The 22229-nt window shown below is 64.3% G+C and carries 21 protein-coding genes; 8 read left to right on the top strand and 13 right to left on the bottom strand.

Features of this window, described 5'->3' with window-relative positions:
- Window positions 1-144: 144 nt before the first annotated feature.
- From FW796_RS11135 to FW796_RS11120, 4 genes are read right to left on the bottom strand one after another with little or no spacing between them, the layout of a single operon-like run.
- Entirely contained in the window at window positions 145-438 is a 294-nt protein-coding gene (locus FW796_RS11135; RefSeq protein WP_404937845.1) for a DUF167 domain-containing protein, read from the bottom strand.
- Window positions 438-1025, bottom strand: coding sequence for a YggT family protein (locus tag FW796_RS11130; protein WP_123726657.1), 588 nt, complete (start codon window positions 1023-1025; stop codon window positions 438-440). Before FW796_RS11130 ends, FW796_RS11135 begins: the two co-directional genes overlap by 1 nt.
- 24 nt (window positions 1026-1049) lie before the next feature.
- The gene (gene proC / locus FW796_RS11125; RefSeq protein ID WP_346633238.1) at window positions 1050-1868 is read right to left on the bottom strand and encodes a pyrroline-5-carboxylate reductase; all 819 of its coding nucleotides are present in this window, start codon (window positions 1866-1868) and stop codon (window positions 1050-1052) included.
- A 34-nt stretch (window positions 1869-1902) separates the two neighbouring features.
- Window positions 1903-2601: a YggS family pyridoxal phosphate-dependent enzyme gene (locus FW796_RS11120; protein ID WP_404937844.1), complete on the bottom strand. Its 699-nt coding sequence runs from the start codon at window positions 2599-2601 to the stop codon at window positions 1903-1905.
- Window positions 2602-2784: 183 nt separating this feature from the next.
- On the opposite strand from FW796_RS11120, the gene FW796_RS11115 reads away from it, so the two are divergent.
- Complete coding sequence (locus tag FW796_RS11115) at window positions 2785-3819, top strand: type IV pilus twitching motility protein PilT (RefSeq protein ID WP_446439365.1); 1035 nt, start codon at window positions 2785-2787, stop codon at window positions 3817-3819.
- 86 nt (window positions 3820-3905) lie between these two features.
- Here the strand turns inward: FW796_RS11115 and FW796_RS11110 are convergent, their stop codons facing one another.
- Window positions 3906-4529: a C40 family peptidase gene (locus tag FW796_RS11110; RefSeq protein ID WP_346633235.1), complete on the bottom strand. Its 624-nt coding sequence runs from the start codon at window positions 4527-4529 to the stop codon at window positions 3906-3908.
- Window positions 4530-4780: 251 nt separating this feature from the next.
- Between FW796_RS11110 and FW796_RS11105 the strand changes: the two genes are divergently transcribed.
- Entirely contained in the window at window positions 4781-5200 is a 420-nt protein-coding gene (locus tag FW796_RS11105) for an NINE protein (protein WP_011064009.1), read from the top strand.
- Window positions 5201-5260: 60 nt separating this feature from the next.
- Here FW796_RS11105 and FW796_RS11100 read toward each other — a convergent pair whose 3' ends face one another.
- From FW796_RS11100 to gshB, 7 genes are all read right to left on the bottom strand, one after another.
- Entirely contained in the window at window positions 5261-6532 is a 1272-nt protein-coding gene (locus FW796_RS11100) for a dihydroorotase (protein ID WP_346633234.1), read from the bottom strand.
- Window positions 6529-7533, bottom strand: a complete 1005-nt coding sequence (locus tag FW796_RS11095; protein ID WP_011064007.1) for an aspartate carbamoyltransferase catalytic subunit — start codon at window positions 7531-7533, stop codon at window positions 6529-6531. Before FW796_RS11095 ends, FW796_RS11100 begins: the two co-directional genes overlap by 4 nt.
- 25 nt (window positions 7534-7558) lie before the next feature.
- Entirely contained in the window at window positions 7559-8065 is a 507-nt protein-coding gene (gene pyrR / locus FW796_RS11090) for a bifunctional pyr operon transcriptional regulator/uracil phosphoribosyltransferase PyrR (RefSeq protein WP_346633233.1), read from the bottom strand.
- Between the two features lie 116 nt (window positions 8066-8181).
- The gene (ruvX, locus tag FW796_RS11085; RefSeq protein ID WP_446439364.1) at window positions 8182-8619 is read right to left on the bottom strand and encodes a Holliday junction resolvase RuvX; all 438 of its coding nucleotides are present in this window, start codon (window positions 8617-8619) and stop codon (window positions 8182-8184) included.
- Window positions 8619-9188 carry a YqgE/AlgH family protein gene (locus tag FW796_RS11080; protein ID WP_102862072.1) on the bottom strand — a complete coding sequence of 190 codons (570 nt, stop codon included), beginning with the start codon at window positions 9186-9188 and terminating at the stop codon, window positions 8619-8621. Before FW796_RS11080 ends, ruvX begins: the two co-directional genes overlap by 1 nt.
- 167 nt (window positions 9189-9355) lie before the next feature.
- Window positions 9356-10255 (bottom strand): energy transducer TonB, encoded by a 900-nt coding sequence (locus FW796_RS11075; protein WP_346633231.1) that lies wholly within the window; start codon window positions 10253-10255, stop codon window positions 9356-9358.
- Between the two features lie 99 nt (window positions 10256-10354).
- The gene (gshB, locus tag FW796_RS11070) at window positions 10355-11308 is read right to left on the bottom strand and encodes a glutathione synthase (RefSeq protein ID WP_346633230.1); all 954 of its coding nucleotides are present in this window, start codon (window positions 11306-11308) and stop codon (window positions 10355-10357) included.
- Window positions 11309-11544: 236 nt separating this feature from the next.
- Here gshB and pilG point away from each other — a divergent pair, with 236 nt between their 5' ends.
- From pilG to FW796_RS11040, 6 genes are all read left to right on the top strand, one after another.
- Window positions 11545-11949, top strand: coding sequence for a twitching motility response regulator PilG (pilG, locus tag FW796_RS11065; protein ID WP_025131048.1), 405 nt, complete (start codon window positions 11545-11547; stop codon window positions 11947-11949).
- A gap of 57 nt (window positions 11950-12006) precedes the next feature.
- Window positions 12007-12372 (top strand): twitching motility response regulator PilH, encoded by a 366-nt coding sequence (pilH, locus tag FW796_RS11060; protein WP_011064000.1) that lies wholly within the window; start codon window positions 12007-12009, stop codon window positions 12370-12372.
- An 11-nt stretch (window positions 12373-12383) separates the two neighbouring features.
- The gene (locus tag FW796_RS11055; RefSeq protein ID WP_253128481.1) at window positions 12384-12923 is read left to right on the top strand and encodes a chemotaxis protein CheW; all 540 of its coding nucleotides are present in this window, start codon (window positions 12384-12386) and stop codon (window positions 12921-12923) included.
- Between the two features lie 140 nt (window positions 12924-13063).
- On the top strand, window positions 13064-15127 hold the full coding sequence (locus tag FW796_RS11050) for a methyl-accepting chemotaxis protein (RefSeq protein WP_346633229.1): 2064 nt from the start codon (window positions 13064-13066) through the stop codon (window positions 15125-15127).
- A 55-nt stretch (window positions 15128-15182) separates the two neighbouring features.
- Window positions 15183-21095 (top strand): Hpt domain-containing protein, encoded by a 5913-nt coding sequence (locus FW796_RS11045; RefSeq protein WP_446439363.1) that lies wholly within the window; start codon window positions 15183-15185, stop codon window positions 21093-21095.
- Window positions 21088-21537 carry a chemotaxis protein CheW gene (locus tag FW796_RS11040; protein WP_346633227.1) on the top strand — a complete coding sequence of 150 codons (450 nt, stop codon included), beginning with the start codon at window positions 21088-21090 and terminating at the stop codon, window positions 21535-21537. The genes FW796_RS11045 and FW796_RS11040 overlap by 8 nt, the downstream gene beginning before the upstream one ends.
- A 73-nt stretch (window positions 21538-21610) precedes the next feature.
- Here FW796_RS11040 and FW796_RS11035 read toward each other — a convergent pair whose 3' ends face one another.
- Window positions 21611-22171, bottom strand: a complete 561-nt coding sequence (locus tag FW796_RS11035) for an NADAR family protein (RefSeq protein WP_346633226.1) — start codon at window positions 22169-22171, stop codon at window positions 21611-21613.
- Window positions 22172-22229: the final 58 nt, after the last annotated feature.

Below are 22229 nucleotides of genomic sequence, written 5' to 3'. Positions count from 1 at the left end.
ATGAGGCGTAAGTCTAAAGACCGCTGCTCCCAGCGGCAAGCAAAGCCCGGGGCTGTGTTTGGTTGGGAAAAATGGCGCGGGAGGTTCGCTGGCAAGCCAGCTCCTGCAGCGGACCTGGGGCGCAGGAGCCAGCTTGCCGGCGAATCAGACGGGGCGCCCCAGCCCCGGCAGATCCGGCAGCTTTTTCGGCGCTTGCAGGCGCACGCGCTTCTGCCGATTCAATTCGCCACTGACCAGGCTGACGTTGCTCTTGGGAATGCCGAAAGCCTTGGCCAGGAACGCCATCAAGTGAGCGTTGGCCTTGCCTTCCACTGGCGGGGCGGTGAGGCGGATCTTCAACCGCTCCCCATGCAGGCCAGCGAACTCGTCGCTGCTGGCCTTGGGTTGCAGGTGACAATCGAGGATCAGATCGTCACCGTCCCAGCGGAAATAGCTCATCAGATCAGCCCGAACAACTCAGGGGGCATGAAGGTGTAGAACGCCATGCGTGGAATCAGCCACTGCTGCACCAGCTGAATCACGATGAAGGCCAGGATCGGCGAGATGTCCAGGCCGCCCAGGTTGGGCACGATGCGCCGGAACGGGGCCAGCAGCGGCTCGCTGATCTGGTAGGCCAGTTCCGCGCCCGGGCTCTGGCTGCCAGGAGCGACCCAGGACAGGATCACGCTGATGATCATGGCGAAGAACCAGATCTTCAGGAACAGCGCGAAGATGCCGATTGGCGCCCACAGCAGCAGTCCCAGGGCATTGAAGGAGATGTGGCTGAGGGTAAGGATGATGGCGAACAGCGCCATTTGTACGATCAGGGCCAGGACCAGCGAGGACATGTCGAGCCCGAACATGCTGGGGATCACCCGGCGCAGGGGCTTGAGCAGTGGCTGGGTGGCACGCACGATGAACTGGCAGATAGGGTTGTAGAAGTTCGCCCGTACCACTTGCAGCATGAAGCGCAGCAGGACCACCAGCAGGTAAAGGCTGCCCAGGGTCTGAATCACAAAAATGGCAGCGTCGTTGAGTCCGAACATTATCGATTCCTTTGTAGGGGCGAGTTAACGACCGAGTTGTTCGGCCATTTCGGCCGAGCGGTGCGCGGCGGCACCCAATGCTTTTTCCACCAGGGCTTCAAAGCCGTTGGCCTGGAACGATTTGATCGCGGCTTCCGTGGTGCCGGCCGGTGAAGTCACGCGGCGGCGCAGCTCGGCGGCGTCGACGTCACTGGACACCGCCATGTGGGCCGCCCCCAGGGCAGTCTGCAGGGTCAGTTGGGCGGCGGTTTCCCGAGGCAGGCCGAGCTTTTCGCCAGCGGCGGTCATGGCTTCGATCAGCAGAAAGAAATACGCCGGGCCGCTGCCGGATACTGCGGTCACTGCGTCCAGTTGCTGCTCTTGATCCAGCCACAGGGCGATGCCTACGGCGGACAGCAGTTCCTCGGCCTGATGGCGCTGCTCGGGGCTGACCTGGGCGGTGGCATACAGGCCGCTGACGCCCTGGCGCAGCAGCGCCGGGGTGTTGGGCATGCAGCGCACGATCGGTTGCTCGCCGAGCCAGTGGTTCATGCTGGCGCAGGTGATGCCGGCGGCGATGGAAACCACCAGTTGGTGGGGCTGCAGGCTCGGGCGCAGGGCTTCGCACACGGCTTTCATGGCCTGGGGCTTGACCGCCAGGACGATCACGTCGACGCCGGCGATGGCTTCGGCGTTGTCGGCGAATACCTGGATGCCGTGTTCGGCAGCCACCTTGGCCCGGGTTTCGGCGCCGGGGTCACTGGCACGGATCTGTGCTGCCTCAAGGCCTTTGGCCCGCAGGCCACCGATGAGGCTGGCCGCCATGTTGCCGGCACCGATAAAAGCGATACGAGTCGTGTTCATGACAGGTCCTTATGAGAGGTCAGTGTCAGTCGCATCAGGACTGACTGTAGTCGCGGGCACCAAACAGCGCGGTACCGATCCGCACCCAGGTGGCGCCTTGGGCGATGGCCGCTTCGAGATCGTGGCTCATGCCCATGGAAAGGGTGTCCAGGGGCAGCTTGAGGCTGTCCCGCAGTTGGTTGTTCAAGGCCTGCACGGCAGCGAAGGCGGCTTCCTGGGCGGTACGGTCCTCGGTGGGCTCGGGAATCGCCATCAGCCCACGCAGTTGCAGGCGTGGCAAGGCGCTGATGGCGCTGGCCAGGGCCGGCAGGTCGGCCGGAGCACAGCCGGACTTGCTGGCTTCGCCACTGACATTCACCTGGATGCAGATGTTCAGCGGCGGCAGCTCGGCAGGGCGTTGCTCGGACAGGCGTTGTGCGATTTTCAAGCGATCCACGGAATGCACCCAGGCAAAATGCTCGGCAATGGCGCGAGTCTTGTTCGACTGAATGGGGCCGATGAAGTGCCAACTCAAGGGCAGGTCCGCCAGTTCCTGCTGTTTGCCCAGGGCTTCCTGAAGGTAGTTCTCGCCGAAGTCCCGTAGGCCGGCGGCATAGGCTTCGCGCAGGGCGGCGGCGGGTTTGGTCTTGCTGACGGCCAGCAGCAGGACGCTGTCCGGGGCACGCTGTACGGCCTGGCAGGCGCTGCGGATACGCTCGGCTAGCCGGGCAATGTTGTCTGCTATCGTGGACATTCGATTTCGTCTCAAAAGTACCGGCGACCGGGAGCCTGTGACCTTGGCCGCCAACCGCCGCATGAATCCACCAGACCCTGATTGTCGACCGGCCCGAGCATCGCTCGAGGGCCGCGCGGGTCATTGCCCGGGATAGCGGGCGGGTCTGAAGCTCGCGGCATTCTACTGGAATTGGGGGGCACTATGGACATCACCGAACTCCTGACCTTGAGCGTTTCCCGGGGCGCTTCCGACCTGCATCTGTCTGCCGGGCTGGCGCCGATGTTGCGCATTGATGGCGATATTCGTCCGCTCGACAGCCCGGCTCTGGATGCACAGCAGGTGCTGGCCCTGATGCATGGCCTGATGAGCGAGCCACAGCGGCAGGCGTTCGCCAGCCAGCAGGATCTGGACTTCGCCTACGAACTGCCGGGCGTGGCGCGGTTCCGGGTCAATGCCTTCCAGCATGCTCGGGGAGCGGGGGCGGTGCTGCGCTTGATTCCGTCACGGGTGCAGAGCCTGGAGGCGTTGGGACTGGGGCAAGTGTTTCAGCAGATTGCCGAGGCGCCCCGAGGGCTGGTGCTAGTCACCGGGCCCACCGGCAGCGGCAAGTCCACCACCCTGGCGGCGATGATCGATCACCTGAACCAGCATCGGCAGCAGCACATCCTCACCCTTGAAGACCCCATCGAGTTCATTCATCCGCAGAAAAGCTGTCTGATCCACCAGCGTGAAGTGCCGCGCGATACCCGCAGTTTCGCCACCGCCTTGCGTGCGGCGCTGCGCGAAGACCCTGACGTGATTCTGCTGGGAGAGTTGCGTGACCTGGACAGCATTCGCCTGGCCCTGACTGCCGCCGAAACCGGGCATCTGGTGTTCGCCACCCTGCACACTTCATCCGCGGCCAAGAGCATCGACCGGCTGGTGGACGTGTTCCCGGGGGAAGAAAAGGCCCTGATGCGTTCGATGCTGGCCGAGTCGCTGCAGGCGGTCATTGCCCAGGTGTTGCTGAAGAAGATCGGCGGTGGTCGGGTGGCGGCGCACGAAATCATGCTGGGCAATGCGGCGATCCGTAACCTGATCCGCGAGGACAAGGTGGCGCAGATGTATTCGGCGATCCAGACCGGTGGAGCCCAGGGCATGCGCACCCTGGACATGAGTCTCAAGGCATTGCTGGGGCAGGGGCTGATCAGTCGAGAGCAGGCGCGGGAGCAGGCACGGATGCCGGAGAGCTTTTGACAGGGCTGGAAATGCAATCGCCGGCAAGCCGGCTCCTACAGGTGGGCGTAGGAGCCGGCTTGCCGGCGAATGGGCGAATCAGCAGATTAGCGCTGCACGACCCGCAGAGGCGCGTGTTCCTTGGGCAGGACCCGCTTGGCAACCACGTAGTGGCTCTGCCAGTAGGGTTTCTTCAGGGTGTCGATGGTCACCGCCTTGCCGCGCCGCGGGGCATGGATAAAGCGGTCTTCGCCCAGGTAGATGGCGACGTGGTTGACCTTGCGGCTCTTGATGTTGAAGAACAGCAGATCGCCCGGCTTCAAGTCCTTGCGCTCGACCTTCTGTCCGTGGCCGCTGGCCATGGCGTTGGAGGTGCGTGGCAGGTCCACGGCGGCGACGTCATTGAAGGCGTAGCGCACCAGGCCGCTGCAATCGAAGCCTTTACTTGGGCTGCTGCCGCCCCAACGATAGGGGGTGCCCAGTACATTGACCGCACGGCTGAGGACAGTAGTGCTTGGCCGGCCGGCGTTGTTGGCCACCAGCTTGCTGTCGGCCTTGCTCAGGCGGGTGGGGTGTTTGATGGTGGTCTTGTTCTTGGCGGTGACCGTCGAAACATGGGATTTCGGGGTGTAGCCATTAACGTTGGGAAGTCGTTGCTCACGGTTGGTGGCGTGGGCGGCCAGTGGCATTAATAGGCAAATGGTTAGCCATGTCTTGAAAAATGGTCGCATTAGGCAAGGCTCTTATTTGGTTTGCGCGCAACTTTATAACAGCTTTCAGGTCACTTCCGTGGCCGTTTGTCGATTCAACCTTGGGGTCAACTTCGGCAAAGAGGTGGCAACTTGACGCAGAAAACCGTCAGAAGTCAGGCAGTACAAGGCTTTGACGGAACAGAAGGTAACATTGTCCACACGTCGAAAGCCTGTAAAAAAGTCACAAAGTTTTTAAGAATATTTATCTATCACCCAGCAAGAGGCTCTTAATGAACACCTATCGTCAGGATGCATCCACCCATGACACCCACAGCAAGGTAATCGGTTACCTGTTGTGGATTTTCGGTTTTACCGGCGCTCACCGCTTCTATTACGGCAAGCCGGTGACCGGGACCATTTGGTTCTTCACCTTCGGTCTATTGGGCATTGGCTGGCTGATCGACTTGTTCCTGATCCCGTCCATGGACCGGGAAGCGGACCTTCGGTTCACCGCAGGTCCTGTGGAATACAGCGTGGCCTGGATTCTACTGACCTTCCTCGGAGTCTTCGGCGTACACCGCATGTACCAGGGCAAGTGGCTGAGCGGGGTGATCTACCTGTTCACCGGCGGCCTGTTCTTCCTGGGAGTGCTGTACGACTTCTGGACCCTGAACGATCAGGTCTCCCTGGAAAACGCCAAACGCCGCTGACGGATCAAGCCGGCCCCACGTAGGAGCCGGCTCGCCGGGTGAACACAGGCGCTGCGGGCCTCAGCCCTGATAGCTGATATGCCCATCCACCAGGGTGTAACGCACCGTCCCCGGCAGGCTATGGCCGAGGAACGGGCAGTTCTCGCCCTTGGACAGCCAGCGCTCGCCGGCCACGGTGGAGCTGGCCGGGTCGAACAGCACCAGGTCCGCTGCACCACCTTCCACCAGCTTGCCCGCCGGCAGGCGCAATGCCTCGGCCGGACCGGCGCTGAGGCGCGCCAGCAGGGTCGGCAGGTCCAGCAAACCGTCCTGAACCAGGGTCAGGGCCAGTGGCAGCAGCAGCTCGACGCTGCTGATGCCCGGCTCAGTGGCACCGAATGGCGCCAGCTTGGCATCGCGTTCATGGGGCTGGTGATGGCTGGAGATGGCTTGCACCACCCCGGACTTCACCGCCTCACGCAGGGCATCACGATCGGCCCGCGAACGCAGCGGCGGTTGCACGTGATACAGGCTGGAGAAGTCGATCAGCGCCTCATCGGTCAGGATCAGCTGATACAGCGCCACATCGGCGGTCACTGGCAGGCCGCGGGCCTGGGCCTGGGCAATCAGTTCCACGCCCCGGGCGCTGGTCAGTTGGCTGAAGTGAGCACGCACGCCGCTTTGTTCCACCAGCAGCAGGTCCCGGGCCAGGGCCACGGTTTCCGCGCTTTCGGGAATCCCCGGCAAGCCGAGGAAACTCGCGGTGGGGCCTTCGTGGGCCAGGCCGCCTTCGGCCAGGTCGCGGTCCTGGGAGTGGAAGATCACTGTCAGGTCGAAGGTGGCGGCATATTCCAGGGCACGGCACAGGGTGCGGGTGCTGCGGAAGCCTTCAAGGCCATTGCCGAAGGCCACGCAGCCGGCGTCGCGCAGGGCAATCAGCTCGGCCAACTGTTCGCCTTCCAGGCCCTTGCTCAAGGCCCCGATGGGGAAGACTTTGCTGTTGCCGGCTTCCCGGGCGCGGTCGAGGATCAGTTCGGCCACGGCCGAGGTATCCAGTACCGGTTTGGTACGCGGCGGGCAGCACAGGCTGGTGACGCCACCGGCAGCGGCGGCGCGGGTTTCGCTGGCAATGCTGCCCTTGCGGCTGTAGCCCGGCTCGCGCAGGGCGACGCTCAGGTCCACCAGGCCGGGCGCGGCCACCATGCCCTTGGCGTCGATGCTAGTGACGGCATTGAAGCCGCCGGGCGCGGCGCCGATGGCAACAATCTTGCCGGCTTCCAGGTGTAGGTCGGTGGTTTGATCCAGGCCACTGCTTGGATCGATGACGCGGGCGCCGAGAATGCTGAGCTTCACTGGGCGTTCTCCTGCTCGAATTGTCGCTGGGCGGTCTGCCCGCTCATGGCCATGGACAGTACCGCCATGCGTACTGCAATGCCGTAGGTCACCTGGTTGAGGATCACCGAGTGCGGACCGTCGGCCACCGCCGACTCGATCTCCACACCGCGGTTGATCGGGCCCGGGTGCATGACGATGGCGTCGGGCTTGGCCCCGGCCAGGCGTGCGGTGGTCAGGCCGAACAGGCGGTAGAACTCGCCTTCGCTGGGCAGCAGACCGCCCTGCATGCGTTCACGCTGCAGGCGCAGCATGATCACCACGTCCACATCTTTCAGGCCTTCGGTCATGTCGGTGTAGACCTTGACCCCGTACTGTTCGATGCCGATGGGCAGCAGGGTTTTCGGTGCGATCACGCGAATGTCCGGGCAACCGAGGGTCTTGAGCGCCAGCATGTTGGAGCGTGCCACCCGCGAGTGCAGGATGTCGCCGACGATGGCCACCGAGAGGTTCTCGAAGCCGCCCTTGTGTCGGCGGATGGTCAGCATGTCGAGCATGCCCTGGGTCGGGTGGGCGTGACGGCCGTCGCCGCCGTTGATGATCGCCACCTGGGGGCACACGTGTTCGGCGATGAAGTGTGCGGCGCCGGAATCGCCGTGGCGTACCACGAACATGTCGGCGGCCATGGCTTCCAGGTTGCGCAGGGTGTCCAGCAGGGTTTCACCCTTGCTCGCCGAGGAGGTCGAGACGTTCAGGGTGATCACGTCCGCCGACAGGCGCTGTGCCGCCAGTTCGAAGGTGGTGCGGGTACGGGTGGAGTTCTCGAAGAACACGTTGCACACGGTCTTGCCGCGCAGCAGCGGGACTTTCTTTACCGCCCGGGCGCCGACTTCGAGGAAGGAGTCGGCGGTGTCGAGGATTTCTGTCAGCAGCTCGCGGTTCAGGCCGTCGAGGGACAGGAAATGGCGCAGCTGGCCCTGATCGTTGAGCTGCAGCGGGCGCTTGGCGTCTAGAGGCGTCATCGCAATGGACTCTTAAAAGGGCGAGTTAGAGGGCGAGGTCTTGGAGCTCGAGTTGAAGCGGCGCAGGACCGGACAATTTTACCCGCTCATGGGCGGCCAGCGACAGGGTTGCACCCACCACATTCGGACGAATCGGCAGCTCGGCGGCGTTCAGGTCCAGCAGGCAGACCAGGGTCACGCTGGCCGGGCGACCATAGTCGAACAGCTCGTTGAGGGCCGCGCGGATGGTCCGGCCGCTCATCAGCACGTCGTCGATCAGCACCAGATGCTGACCCTCGATCTCGAACGGCAGCTCCGAAGGGCGAACTTGCGGGTGCAGGCCGTTCTGGCTGAAGTCGTCACGGTAGAAGGACACATCCAGGGTGCCCAGGGGCGCGTCGCTGCCCAGGGCTTCCAACAGGGCCTGGGCCACCCAGACGCCACCGGTACGGATACCGATGAAGCGCGGCTCGCTGATGGCGCGCTGGGTCAGGTGGGCGTTGAGATCAGCGGCCATCTGGCTGATCAGGGCGGCGGGATTGGGCAGGCTCATGGTGGCTCCTTCGTGGGCTCGCGCCTGCTGCCGGGCAGCAGGGCACGGGAACTTACGGCTGGTGTTGGGCCAGGAGGCGCGCAGCTTGGGGCCGCGCATCTTCAGGATTCTGGGTCTCAGGTATTCAACAGCGTGGCGTTTTCGTCGAGCCAGCCCTGCAGTAGCAGGGCCGCGGCGATGGCGTCCACCGGGTTGTCGCGGTAGTTGCCTTTCTGCCCGCCCCGGGCCAGGCGTTCGCCCTTGGCCTCGAAGGTGGTCAGGCGTTCATCGTGGGTATAGAAGGGCACGTTGAAGCGGCCGTTCAGGCGCCGGGCGAACTTCTCGGCGCGCAGGCACATGTCGCTGGGGCTGCCGTCCATGTTCAGGGGCAGGCCCACCACCACGGCGTCGGGTTTCCATTCCTCGATCAGGGCTTGCACCTGATTCCAGTCGGGCACACCGTTCTGCGCCTTCAAGGTACACAGCTCCCGGGCCTGGCCAGTGATGGCCTGGCCCACGGCGACGCCGATCTGCTTGGTGCCGTAGTCGAAGCCGAGGATCAGTCGCAAGGCCATCAGGCGTGCCCCGCCTGGCTGGTGAGCAGGCTGAGGTTGACCCCCAGGTGCCGGGCGGCGGCTTCCAGGCGCAATTCGCTGCTGGTGTTGAACAGGATGTCGGCGTCGAAGGGGCAGGTCAGCCAGGCGTTGTCCGCCAGTTCGGCTTCCAGCTGCCCGGCTTCCCAGCCGGCATAGCCCAGGGCGATCAGGCTCTTGGCCGGGCCCACGCCGTCGGCGATGGCGAACAGCACATCCTGGGAGGTAGACAGGGACAGCCCTTCGAACTCCACCGTGGCCTGGTAGATCGGGCCGTTGGGGTGCAGGACAAAGCCGCGATCGGTCTGCACTGGGCCGCCGCTGAAGATCGGCACATGCTGGCACAGCAGCGACGGTTCTTCGTCGGGGCGCAATTGTTCAAGGATATCGGCCAGGCTCAGGTCCAGGGGCCGATTGATCACCAGGCCCATGGCGCCGCTGGCATTGTGCTCGACGATATAGGTCAACGTCTGGGCAAAATTCGGGTCGGCCATATGCGGCATGGCGATCAGGAAGTGATGCTTGAGATAGCTGGGGCTGACATTTTTCATGAGCGCTAGTGTGGCGGTGGCGGGCCCGGCTGACAAGCGCAACCCTGTGCAGGCGCTGGCTTGCCAGCGAATGCGGCATTGAGGTTTGTTTCGGTCTGGCGTGCCTCTTCGCCGGCAAGCCGACTCCTGCGGGGAGCGTTGGCGTTTATGCCTGCCCGGCGGGGGGATCAGTTGCTGGACAGTTTGTCGCCCCGGGCGAAGCGCCAGGTGCGGATGATTTCCAGGCGGTCGATGTCCGACAGGTCGCCGGTAAAGGGCGCGAACGGCGCCGCCAGGCGCACGATGCGTTGGGCGGCCTGGTCCAGCAGCGGCTGGCCGGAGGACTCCAGCACCAGCACTTCGTACAGGGAACCGTCGCGGTTGATCGAGACCATCAGCCGCAAATTGCCGTAGATCTGCTTGCGCCGGGCTTCCTCGGGGTAGTTGAGGTTGCCGATGCGCTCGACCTTCTTGCGCCATTCGTCCTTATACCAGGCGCCCTTGTCGCGCATGGTGGAGGCGGCGCTCAGGCGGTGGATGCGCGGGCGTTTGGCATACAGCTGCTGTTCGTTGGCCAGTTCGGCTTCCAGGCTGGAAATCTCGCTGGACAGTTGAGAACTGTCGAAGCTCGGGGTGTCGGCCTTGGGCGTCGGGTCCTTCTTGACCTCTTCACGCTGGGTCACGGTCTTTTTCGGCTTGGGCGCCGTCGTGGCGACGGCGGCCTTGGGCGCGGCTTCCTTGACTTCAGGTTTGACCGACGGCGGCGGCACGACCTTTTTCACCGAGTTGTCCTGGAAGGGGGCGACTTCGGTGGTTTTCGGAATGGCCTTCTTGTCCAGGGTGCCGCTGCCTTCCTGGTTGTCCTGGGCGAGGAAATCGGCCTTCTTCGGCTTGGTCTCGCTCTTGAAGGTGGCCAGGGTGATTTCCAGGGTCTTGCTGATCGCTTTGGGTTCGGCGAAGGAAAAGCCCAGGCCGAGGATCAGTGCCAGGTGCAGGAGCGCCGCCAGGAACAGGGTAAATCCCAGGCGATCGGCCGCGCGCACGCCGCTATGGGCCAGCTCGGGGGGCAGATCGGACGGGAGGCTCATCGACGGTTCGACATCACAGGAGGCATTACACAACCAACATCACGGTTTCACAGGCGGCGCATGATAACGCAATGTTGGTTGGTGCTTGGTTGTTCTACATCACTTGGCTTTGAGCTTCTGATCGATGGCATCCATCAGCAGTGCGCCGATGTTGGTGCCGAAGGCATTGTCGATTTCACGGATGCAGGTGGGGCTGGTGACGTTGATTTCCGTCAGGTGCTCGCCGATCACGTCGAGGCCGACGAATAGCAGACCCTTGGCCCGCAGGGTCGGGCCGACCTGGGCGGCAATCCAGCGGTCCTTGTCGCTCAGTGGGCGGGCTTCGCCACGACCGCCAGCGGCCAGGTTGCCACGGGTTTCACCGGCCGCCGGGATGCGCGCCAGGCAGTAATCCACCGGTTCGCCGTCGATCATCAGGATGCGCTTGTCGCCGTCCTTGATGGCTGGCAGGTAGGCCTGGGCCATGATCTGCTGGCTGCCGAGCATGGTCAGGGTTTCCAGGATCACCGACAGGTTCGGGTCGCCGGCGCGGTGACGGAAGATCGAGGTGCCGCCCATGCCGTCCAGGGGCTTGAGAATCACATCGCCATGCTGGGCTGCGAACTCGCGCAATACATCGGCGCGACGGCTGACCACGGTGGGTGGGGTGCACTGGGGGAACAGCGTGGCAAACAGCTTTTCATTGCAGTCACGCAGGCTCTGGGGCTTGTTCACCACCAGCACGCCGGCGCTTTCGGCCTGTTCCAGCAGGTAGGTGGAGTAGACGAACTCCATGTCGAAGGGCGGGTCCTTGCGCATCAGGATCACGTCCAGATCGCTCAAGGGGCAGTCGATCTCGGCATCCAGCTCGAACCATTTCTGCGGGTTGGCGAAGACTTGCAGCGGACGCATGCGGGCCCGGGCCACGCCGGCGCCCTGGTACAGGTCGCGCTGCTCCATATAGAAGAGGGTCCAGCCGCGCTCCTGGGCGGCCAGCAGCATGGCCAGCGAGCTGTCCTTCTTGTAGGAGATGCTGGCGATAGGGTCCATGACAATCCCGACGCGAACGCTCATGGGTGGATTCCTTTAAGAAAATGAGTGGAAGCAAGGCAAAAAAAGTGGCGTCAGAGTGGCGCTGACAGGGGCCTGGGTCAAGGAAAAACCACTGCCTGGCGTGGTCCATAGATTGCAGGGGGGAGAGTGTGCTAAAAAGGCTTGCATGCCGGGCCGAAGCCTTGAAGTTCAAGGGTTTGGGGCGTTGGCCAGCGGTACCGGATCAAATCATTCGCTGGGGCGATGGCAGAGCAGATATGGAACAGCATTCCAATGCCTTGAAGGTGATGGTGATCGACGATTCGAAGACGATTCGCCGCACGGCCGAAATGCTGTTGAAGAACGTCGGCTGTGAAGTCATTACCGCAGTGGACGGCTTCGAAGCGCTGTCGAAGATCGTCGACCACCACCCCGGAATCATTTTCGTCGACATCATGATGCCGCGGCTCGACGGTTATCAGACCTGTGCGCTGGTGAAGAATCACAGCGCGTTCAAGTCCATTCCCGTGATCATGCTGTCCTCCAAGGACGGCCTGTTCGACAAGGCCAAGGGGCGCATCGTCGGCTCCGATCAGTTTTTGACCAAACCCTTCAGCAAGGAAGAACTGCTGAGCGCAATCAAGGCCCACGTTCCGGACTTTGTCGCGCTTGCGCCACAGTAGACACGCACAACGGCGTCCGGCCAGCGGGCTGCGCGCCTATACCGTATGGGGAAGACCATGGCTCGTATTCTGATCGTCGATGACTCGCCGACTGAAATGTACAAACTCACCGGCATGCTGGAAAAGCACGGCCATGAAGTGCTCAAGGCCGAGAACGGTGCCGACGGCGTGGCCCTGGCCCGGGAAGAAAAACCCGACGCCGTGCTGATGGACATCGTCATGCCCGGTCTCAATGGCTTCCAGGCCACCCGCCAGTTGACCAAGGATGCCGAGACCAGCCACATCCCGGTGATCATCATCACCACCAAGGATCAGGAAACCGACAAGGTCTGGGGCACCCGCCAGGGCGCCAAGGACTACCTGACCAAGCCGGTGGACGAAGAGACTCTGATCAAGACCCTGAACAACGTCCTGGCCGGCTGACCGCCCCGGCCATGAGCGAATCCCAGACCGCCTTCGAGCTGCTGCTGGAGATCGACCAGCGCTGTCGCCTGCTGGCCGCCGACCTGCCGTCCCAGGAAACCCGCCAGCACAGTTGGAGCGGTATCGGTTTTCGCCTGGGCGAGCACTGGTATGTCGCGGCCATGGGCGAGATCAGCGAAGTCCTGCACGAGCCGCGTTACACCCTGCTGCCCGGGGTCAAGCCCTGGGTCAAGGGCGTGGCCAACCTGCGCGGACGCCTGCTGCCGATCATGGACCTGTGCGGTTTTTTCGGTCATGAACTGTCGCCCCTGCGCAAGCAGCGGCGAGTGCTGGTGGTGGAGTACAAAGAACTGTTCGCCGGCCTGCTGGTGGATGAGGTAGCCGGCCTGCAGCACTTTGCCCAGGACAGCCTGGAGCCCGGCCTTGGCGGGTTCTGCGACGCAGCGATCAATCCCTACCTGCAAGGGCAGTTTCGTCGTGATCAGGTCTGGCAGGTGTTCAGCCCCTTTGCCCTGGCCCGTTCTCCCGAGTTCCTGGAGGTGGCGGCGTGAATGCTTGCCCGGTGCCTGTGCAGCCCTTTTGCAGTGCCATGGCAGGCTCGTGCCTTCCTGGATCAACCCATGCTGCCCTGGCGATGCGTGCGTCCCGGGGAGCCGAATGCGGGACCGCCCGCTCGCCACAGGCCTGATCGATGACCAAAGCCAAAACCGGAAAGCCCCTGGAAGGCTCCCGCAGTCGCTCGCAGATCATCGTGCTGTTCATCGCACTGATCGTGTTCATCATGCTGCTGTTCGCCAACTTCGCTTACCTCAATACCCAGGCCACCTACGACAAGCAGTACATCGGCCATGCCGGCGAGCTGCGGGTGCTGTCCCAGCGCATCGCCAAGAACGCCACCGAGGCGGCGGCGGGCAAGGCCGCGGCGTTCAAGCTGCTGGGAGATGCGCGCAACGACTTTGCCCAGCGCTGGGGCTATCTGAAGAAGGGCGACCCGGCCACTGGCCTGCCCGGCGCCCCGGTGGTCCTGCGTCAGGAAATGCGCGCCGTGCAGCTGGACTGGGAAAAACTGCTGAAGAACACCGACGCGATCCTGGCCAGCGAACAGACGGTGCTGTCCCTGCATCAGGTGGCCGCGACCCTGGCGGAAACCGTGCCGCAGTTGCAGGTGGAATACGAAAAGGTGGTGGAGATCCTGCTCCAGCGCGGCGCCCCGGCTGCCCAGGTGGCCATGGCCCAGCGCCAGTCGCTGTTGGCTGAACGGATTCTCGGTGCGGTGAATACGGTGCTGGCCGGCGACGAAAACGCCGTGCAGGCCGCCGATGCCTTTGGCCGTGATGCCGCGCGTTTCGGCCAGGTGCTCAACGGCATGCTGCAAGGCAACCCGGGATTGAAGATCAGCCAGGTCGAAGACCCCGACGCCCGGTCTCGTCTGGCGGAGATTTCCGAACTGTTCGAGTTCGTTTCCGGTTCCGTGGACGAGATTCTCGAAACCTCTCCCGAGCTGTTCCAGGTGCGCGAGTCGGCGAGCAACATCTTCAGCCTGTCCCAGACCCTGCTGGACGAAGCTTCGTTGCTGGCCACCGGCTTCGAGAACCTGGCCGGCAGCCGCAAGTTGGACACCATTGGTGGCTACGTCCTGGGCCTGCTGGCGCTGGCGTCGATCATTCTCATCGGCCTGGTGATGGTCCGTGAAACCAACCGCCAACTGCGGGAAACCGCCGAGAAGAACGAGCGCAACCAGAACGCGATCATGCGTCTGCTGGACGAGATCGAGGACCTGGCGGACGGCGACCTGACGGTGACCGCCTCGGTCACCGAGGACTTCACCGGCACCATTGCCGATTCCATCAACTATTCCGTCGACCAACTGCGGGACCTGGTGGCCACCATCAACCTCACTGCCGGTCAGGTGGCCGGTGCGGTGCAGGAAACCCAGGCCACCGCCATGCAACTGGCGGAAGCCTCGGAACACCAGGCGCAGCAGATTTCCGAAGCCTCCACGGCGATCAACGACATGGCGCAATCCATCGACCAGGTCTCGGCCAACGCCGCGGAATCCTCGGCGGTGGCCGAGCGCTCGGTGGAGATCGCCAACAAGGGCAACGAGGTGGTGCACAACACCATCCACGGCATGGACAACATTCGTGAACAGATCCAGGACACTGCCAAGCGCATCAAGCGCCTGGGTGAGTCCTCCCAGGAAATCGGCGATATCGTCAGCCTGATCGACGACATTGCCGACCAGACCAACATCCTGGCCCTCAACGCGGCGATCCAGGCCTCCATGGCCGGGGATGCCGGGCGCGGTTTTGCCGTGGTGGCCGATGAAGTGCAGCGGCTGGCGGAGCGTTCCTCGGCGGCCACCCGGCAGATCGAGACCCTGGTGCGGGCGATCCAGACCGACACCAACGAAGCGGTGATCTCCATGGAGCAGACCACCACCGAAGTGGTGCGCGGTGCGCGTCTGGCCCAGGACGCCGGTGTGGCCCTGGAAGAAATCGAGGGCGTATCCAAGACCCTGGCGGCGCTGATCCAGAGCATCTCCAATGCGGCCCAGCAACAGACCTCCTCGGCCGGACAGATTTCCCTGACCATGAACGTGATCCAGCAGATCACCTCGCAAACCTCGTCCGGCTCCACCGCGACCGCCGAGAGCATCGGCAACCTGGCGAAGATGGCCAGCCAACTGCGTCGCTCTGTGTCCGGCTTTACCCTGCCGGCGACCCGGGGACCGGCCCCGAATGACAACCGCTGACGCTGGGAACCCGTTTGCGATCTGGCGAGCACAGAAGGTTTTGACTGGAGTGGTTATGGTTGACCGGCATGACTATGTGGCCCTGGAATGGGTCAAGGGCGAAATTGCCGAGACCTTGAAACAGGCCTATCAGGCACTGGAGCACCTGGCGGACGAGCCCCAGACCCTGGATGCCCTCGGCCAGTGCCTGGAGGGGATTCATCAGGTCCATGGCAGCCTGCAGATGGTGGAGTTCTACGGTGCCGCGCTGCTGGCCGAGGAAATGGAGAAACTCGCCCTGGCCCTGCAGCAACAGCGGGTAGCCCAGCGTGACGAAGCCCTGCGCCTGCTGCGCCAGGCCATCAGCCAGTTGCCCCAGTACCTGGACCGGGTGCAGAGCGCGCGGCGCGACCTGCCGTTGGTGGTGCTGCCGCTGCTCAACGACCTGCGCAGCGCCCGAGGTGAAAGCCTGCTTTCGGAAACCAGCCTGTTCAGCCCGCAATTGCCCATCCTGCCGCCTCTTTCCGACAAGGTCCTGATGGCCCTGGAACCCCTGGAGTTCCCGACCCAGTTGCGCAAGCTGCGACACATGCTGCAGACCGCGCTGGTGGACCTGCTGCGTGAACAGGACGCCGAAAGTTGCCTGGGCCATATGGCCAAGGTCTTCGAGCGCCTGGAGGCCCTGTGCCAGGATGCGCCGCTGGCGCCTTTGTGGCATATCGCCTCGGCCCTGGTGGAAGGCATGCGCCAGAACGAGATCGCCAACAGCCCGGCGGTGCGCAGCCTGCTCAAGGACGCCGAAAAGGAGCTCAAGCGGCTCCTGGAGCAGGGCATGCCCGGCATCAACCAGGCGGCTCCCGCCGAGTTGCTCAAGAGCCTGTTGTTCTACATCGCCAAGGCGCGCCATCCCACCCCATTGATGCTGACCATGAAAGAACGTTACGGACTGGACGACGCCTTGCCCGACAGCGCGGTGGTCGACGAGGAACGGGCCCGCATGGCCGGCCCCGATCGCGACGCCATGCGTTCGGTGCTGGCAGCGTTGTGCGACGGCCTGGTGCGGGTCAAGGAGCGCCTCGATCTGTTCGTGCGCAGCGATCGCCAGCACGCCGGCGACCTGGACAGCCTGCTGTCGCCGCTGCGGCAGATCGCCGACACCCTGGCGGTGCTGGGCTTCGGCCAGCCGCGCAAGGTGATCATCGACCAGTTGGCGGTGGTCCAGAGTCTGGCTCAGGGCCAGCGGGCGCCGGACGACGCGGTGTTGATGGACGTGGCCGGTGCCCTGTTGTATGTCGAGGCGACCCTGGCCGGGATGGTCGGCACTGTGGAGCCGGAGAGTCGTGAAGAAAGCCGTCTGCCCACCACCGACCTGACCCAGATCCACCAACTGGTGATCAGGGAGGCGCGGCTCTGCCTGCAGCAGGCCAAGGACCTGATCATCGAGTGCATCGAAGGTGACTGGGAGCGCGAGCCGCTGATTTCGGTACCGGAGCTGCTGACCCAGGTGCGCGGTGCCCTGGCTATGATTCCGCTGCCCCGTGCGGCCAGCCTGATGGAAGCCTGCAACCAGTTCATCATCGAGCATCTGCTGCTGGCGCAACCCCGCCCTGACTGGCAGCAACTGGACCATCTGGCTGACGTGATCACCAGCCTGGAGTACTACCTCGAGCGCTTGAGCGAGGACCATGAAGCCCCGGGGGAAAAGATCCTCGACGTTGCCGAGCAAGGCCTGGCCGCCCTCGGTTACGTACCGGTGGAACAGGTGCCGTTGCTGGATCAGCCCCTGAGCCCCGGCGCGGCCCAGGTGATGCAGGATCAGCAGGCGCTGGATGATCCCCAGGTGGTGCAGTCCCTGGGGGATGTGCTGGCGGTGCCGGTATCGGCCCTCAACCCGCCGGCCCTGATCACTCCGGGCAGCCTGCTGCCGCCACCTCGGGACGAGGAACCGGTGGACGACGAGTTGCGAGAAGTATTCCTCGAGGAAACCGAGGAAGTGCTGGAAGTGCTCCGCGAGTATTTGCCGCGCTGGGCCGCCGACCCCCAGGGCACGTCCGCCCTGAGTGAGTTGCGCCGGGCCTTTCACACCCTCAAGGGCAGCGGCCGCATGGTGCGAGCGCTGGTGCTGGGGGAGTTGGCCTGGGCGGTGGAGAACCTCCTCAATCGAGTACTGGAACATAGCGTGGCCCCCGGCACTGAGGTCCTGCAGCTGGTGGAGGACACGCTGCAGCTGTTGCCTGAGTTGATCGCCGAATTCGCCGTCCAGGCTCAGCGTCAGCGCGATGATGTCGATCGCCTGGCGGCGCGCGCCCATGCCCTGGCCAAGGGCGCCGAGGAGCCCGCCAATGTGCCGCTGGACGACGCCCTCGACCCGCAGTTGCTGGAGATTTTCCGCACCGAGGCCCAGACCCACCTGGACAGCCTCAACCGCTTTCTCGATCAGGCCGCCGAGCACGTGCCGCTGCAGGCCAGCGATGAACTGCAACGTGCCCTGCACACCCTCAAGGGCAGCGCCTCCATGGCCGGAGTGCTGCCTATCGCCGAACTGGCCGGGCCCTTCGATCAACTGGCCCGCGAGTACCGGGCGCACCTGATTCCCCTGGACCTGGACGAAGTGGAACTGTTGCTGGAGGCCGAAGGCCTGCTGCGCCGTGGCCTGCGGCAGCTGGACAGTGATCCGCTGGCGCCCATCGACGGTGCCCGTTCATTGGTCGGTCGCGCCCTGGCGCTGCTGGGGGAGCGTCTGGAGGCACTGCTCAACGCCCCGGACAGTGCCCCCCGGGCCAAGCGCGATCCGCAACTGATCAATAACTTTCTAGCCCAGGGCATGGACATCCTGCTGGATGCCGAAAGCCTGTTGCGGCGTTGGCAGCAGCATCCCGGCGAGCGCCAGGAGCTCAGCGCCTTGCTGGATGAACTGACCACCCTCGGCGAAGGCGCGCACCTGGCCGACCTGCATCCGGTGGATGAGCTGTGCGAGGCCCTGCTCGATCTCTATGGCGCCGTGGAGGAAAGCAGCCTGGCGGTCAGCGAGGGCTTCTTCCAGGAAGCCGAAAGCGCCCATGAAGCCTTGATCAACATGCTCGACGAACTGGCGGCGGGCCAGGAAGTCAGCCCGCGGCCGGAGCGGGTCGAGGCCCTGCGCGCACTGCTGCACCAGGGCCTCGATCCGTCCGCTACCGGTTTGATCAGGAGCGATGGCAGTCGCGTCTTGAGTATCAGCGAGCTGGGGGCGGCCACGGCTCGCCTGGAGCAGGTTTCAGCTCCTTCGCAAGCCGATGACGAGATCGTCGAAATCTTTCTCGAAGAAGCGGTGGATATCCTCGAAAGCGCCGATCAGGCCCTGCAGCGCTGGCTGGCCGATCCCGAAAATGCTGCACCGCTGTCGTCCCTGCAGCGGGACATGCATACCCTCAAGGGCGGTGCGCGCATGGCCGAAGTGGCCCCGGTGGCAGAGTTGGCCCATGAGCTGGAGTCGCTGTACGAGGGGCTGGTGGACCGACGCTACAGCCACAGTCAGCATCTGGGCCTGCTATTGCGCAGCAGCCATGAGCAATTGGCGCTGCTGCTGGAGCAATTGCAGGGGCAGCGGCCGCTGGACGATTCCCGGGCCCAGGTCGATGCCGTGCGGGCCTACCGGCAGCAGGCTGCGAGCCCTGCGGAGCCGGCGCCGAGCGCGGCGCAGGAAGACAGTGCCGGTCAGGACCCGGAGCTGCTGGAGATTTTCCTCGAAGAGGGCTTCGACATCATCGACAGCTCCGCCGCGGCCCTGGGTCGCTGGCAGGCCGACCCCCAGGCCCGCCAGGAAGTGGAAACCCTGCTGCGGGACCTGCACACCCTCAAGGGCGGTGCGCGGATGGTGGAAATTGCCCCCATCGGCGATCTGGCCCACGAGCTGGAATTTCTCTGCGAAGGCCTGTCCGCCGGCCTGCTGCAACCCAGCCCGGCGCTGTTCACCCTGTTGCAGAAAAGTCACGATCGCCTGGCGCAGATGCTCGACGCCGCCCGGGCCGGCCAGCCCATCGAGGCGGCGCAGAAGCTCATCGATGCCATCCACGACCTGAGCCATCCCCGTGTGCCGTCCACGCCTGGTGTGCCAAGCCCGTTGCCGGCGAGCAAGCCCGAGCCTGTTGCACCCGCTCCGGAAGCGGCGGCAGCCGGGGACATGGTCAAGGTATCGGCGGAGTTGCTGGACGATCTGGTGAACCTGGCCGGGGAGACGTCGATCTTCCGTGGCCGCATCGAACAACAGGTCAACGATGCCCGAGTGGCCCTCGGCGAGATGGAAACCACCATCGAACGGATGCGCGACCAACTGCGCCGCCTGGACACCGAGACCCAGGGACGGATTCTCAGTCGCCAGCAGGTGGAGGCCGAGCGCCTGGGCTACGAGGAGTTCGACCCCCTGGAAATGGATCGGCACTCGCAGTTGCAGCAGCTGTCTCGGGCCCTGTTCGAGTCGGCTTCGGACTTGCTGGATCTCAAGGAAACCCTCGACCGGCGCAACCATGACGCCGAGAACCTGTTGCAGCAGCAGGGGCGCATCAATACCGAATTGCAGGAAGGCCTGATGCGCACCCGCATGGTGCCTTTCGAACGCATGGTGCCAAGGCTCAAGCGCATCGTGCGCCAAGTGGCCGAAGAGTTGGGCAAGGACGTGGCATTCGTGGTGGGCAACGCCGAGGGGGAAATGGACCGCAACGTCCTCGAACGCATGGTCGCGCCCCTGGAGCACATGCTGCGCAACGCCGTGGACCACGGCCTGGAATCCGTCGAGGCGCGGCTTGCCGCCGGCAAGCCGCGACAGGGGCGGATCACCCTCGACCTGTCCCGGGAGGGCGGCGACATCATCTTCGACATGCGCGACGACGGTGCCGGGGTGCCCCTGGAGGCGGTGCGCAACAAGGCCATCAAGCGCGGCCTGCTGGACCCGCAGGCGCCCATCAGCGACCGCGAGGTGCTGCAGTTCATCATGCAACCGGGCTTCTCCACCGCCGAGAAGATCACCCAGATCTCCGGGCGCGGCGTGGGCATGGACGTGGTCCATGAAGAAGTGCGCCAACTGGGCGGCAGCATGAGCATCGATTCGGTTGCCGGCCAGGGGGTGCATTTCCGTATTCGTTTGCCATTCACCGTTTCGGTCAACCGGGCATTGATGGTGCAGTGCGCCGACGAGCAGTACGCCATCCCGCTGAACACCGTGGAAGGCATAGTCCGGGTCCTGCCGGGTGAGTTGGACGCCTACTACCAACTCGACCCGCCGCGCTATGAATACGCCGGCCAGCGTTATGACCTGTGCTACCTGGGGGAGCTGCTGCACACCGTGCCGCGACCCAAGCTCCTGGGCCAGGTACTGCCGTTGCCGGTGCTGCTGGTGCATTGCAACGAGCAGCGCATCGCGGTGCAGGTGGACACCACGGCCGGCACCCGGGAGATCGTGGTCAAGAGCCTGGGGCCACAGTTCGCGGCGGTGCAGGGCCTGTCCGGCGCGACCATTCTTGGCGATGGCCGGGTGGTGCTGATTCTCGACCTGCTGGCGCATATCCGCGCACAGCAGTTGCAGGCGCCCGTGCCGCGTCCGGCCGGGGAGGAGGCGGTCAGCGAGGTGGAGCCGCCACGGCCGATGCTGGTGCTGGTGGTGGACGACTCGGTGACCGTGCGCAAGGTCACCAGCCGCTTGCTGGAGCGCCACGGCATGAACGTGCTCACCGCCAAGGATGGAGTCGATGCCATGGCGGTGCTGGCCGAGCACACCCCGGACCTGATGCTGCTGGATATCGAGATGCCGCGCATGGACGGTTTTGAAGTGGCGATCCAGGTGCGCAACGACCCCCGTCTGCAGCGCTTGCCGATCATCATGATCACCTCCCGGACCGGTCAGAAACACCGCGACCGGGCCATGGCCATTGGCGTCAACGACTACCTCGGCAAGCCTTATCAAGAGTCGGTGTTGCTGGAAAGCATCGCCCTGTGGAGCAAGAACCATGCTTGATCACCGCTCCAGCACCCTCACCGGGCTGCTGCTGCCCCTGGCCGACCGCACCCTGATCCTGCCCAACGTGGCCGTGGCCGAGTTGATCGACTATCAGCAGGGCACCTTCGACCTGGATTCACCGCCCTGGTACCTGGGCCGGGTGCTGTGGCGCGAGCGGCGGATTCCGCTGATCAGCTTCGAGTCGGCCTGCGGCGGCAGGACCGTGATTGGCGAGCGGGCTCGCATCGTTGTGCTCAATGCCCTGGGTGGGCGCCCGGAACTGAAGTTCATCGCCTTGCTGGTGCAGGGCATTCCCCGCTCCTGCAAGCTCGACAGCCAACTGAGCTATGTCGACGTGCCCCTGGCGCCCCTGGAGAAAGCGGCAGTACAGGTGGCCGAGCTGGTGGCCAAGGTGCCGGACCTGCAGGCGCTGGAAGAGTTGCTGGTGGAGGCCCTTTAGGGGCTGTTCGCCGGCAAGCCGGCTCCTACCCAACACCGCCTGTAGGCGCTGGCTTGCCAGCGAACGCAGCGCCTCAGGCCGTACGCAACCTGTCCCGCACTTCCATCAGCGCATAGCCCAGCAGGTTCAGGCCGCGCCATTGTTCCGGCCGGCTGGCCTTGGCGTCGTCGGCGGCCAGGCCGATGCCCCAGATCCGGTCCACCGGGCTGGCTTCCACCAGCACCTGATCCCGGGTGGACCGCAAGTACTCACCCAGGGCCGAGTGCTGGCTGAACTTGGCCAGGTTGCCGCGCACCACGATGTCGAAGCGCGCCTCAGTCCAGCGGGCGTCGTCGAAGCCGCGCACCTCACGCCCCAGTTGCTTGACGTCAGCGGGTGTCACCGCCTTGAGAATTCGCCCGTGGGTTTCCCGGTCGTCGAACAGCAAGGCCTTGCCGGCCATCATGAAGTGCTCGGCGCTGGGATAGTGGATGCCCTCGATCTCGAAACCAGCGTCAAACCACTGGCTGAAGCAACTCGGGGAAATGCGCCCGTCCCGGGTCGGCTGGTGCCCCCAGAACATCAGGTAGTCGGGCTTCAGGCCGTGCGTGATCTGTTCCAGCAACGCCTGGTTCGAGCGAATCGGTGTGTCCATGCTGACTCTCATCATTGTCTGCTCAGGCCATGGGTTGGCCGGTCCGGTGGGCATTGTG

It is taken from the genome of Pseudomonas sp. 910_21 (assembly GCF_052850735.1).
This window is presented reverse-complemented; position numbering and strand designations above follow the sequence as displayed.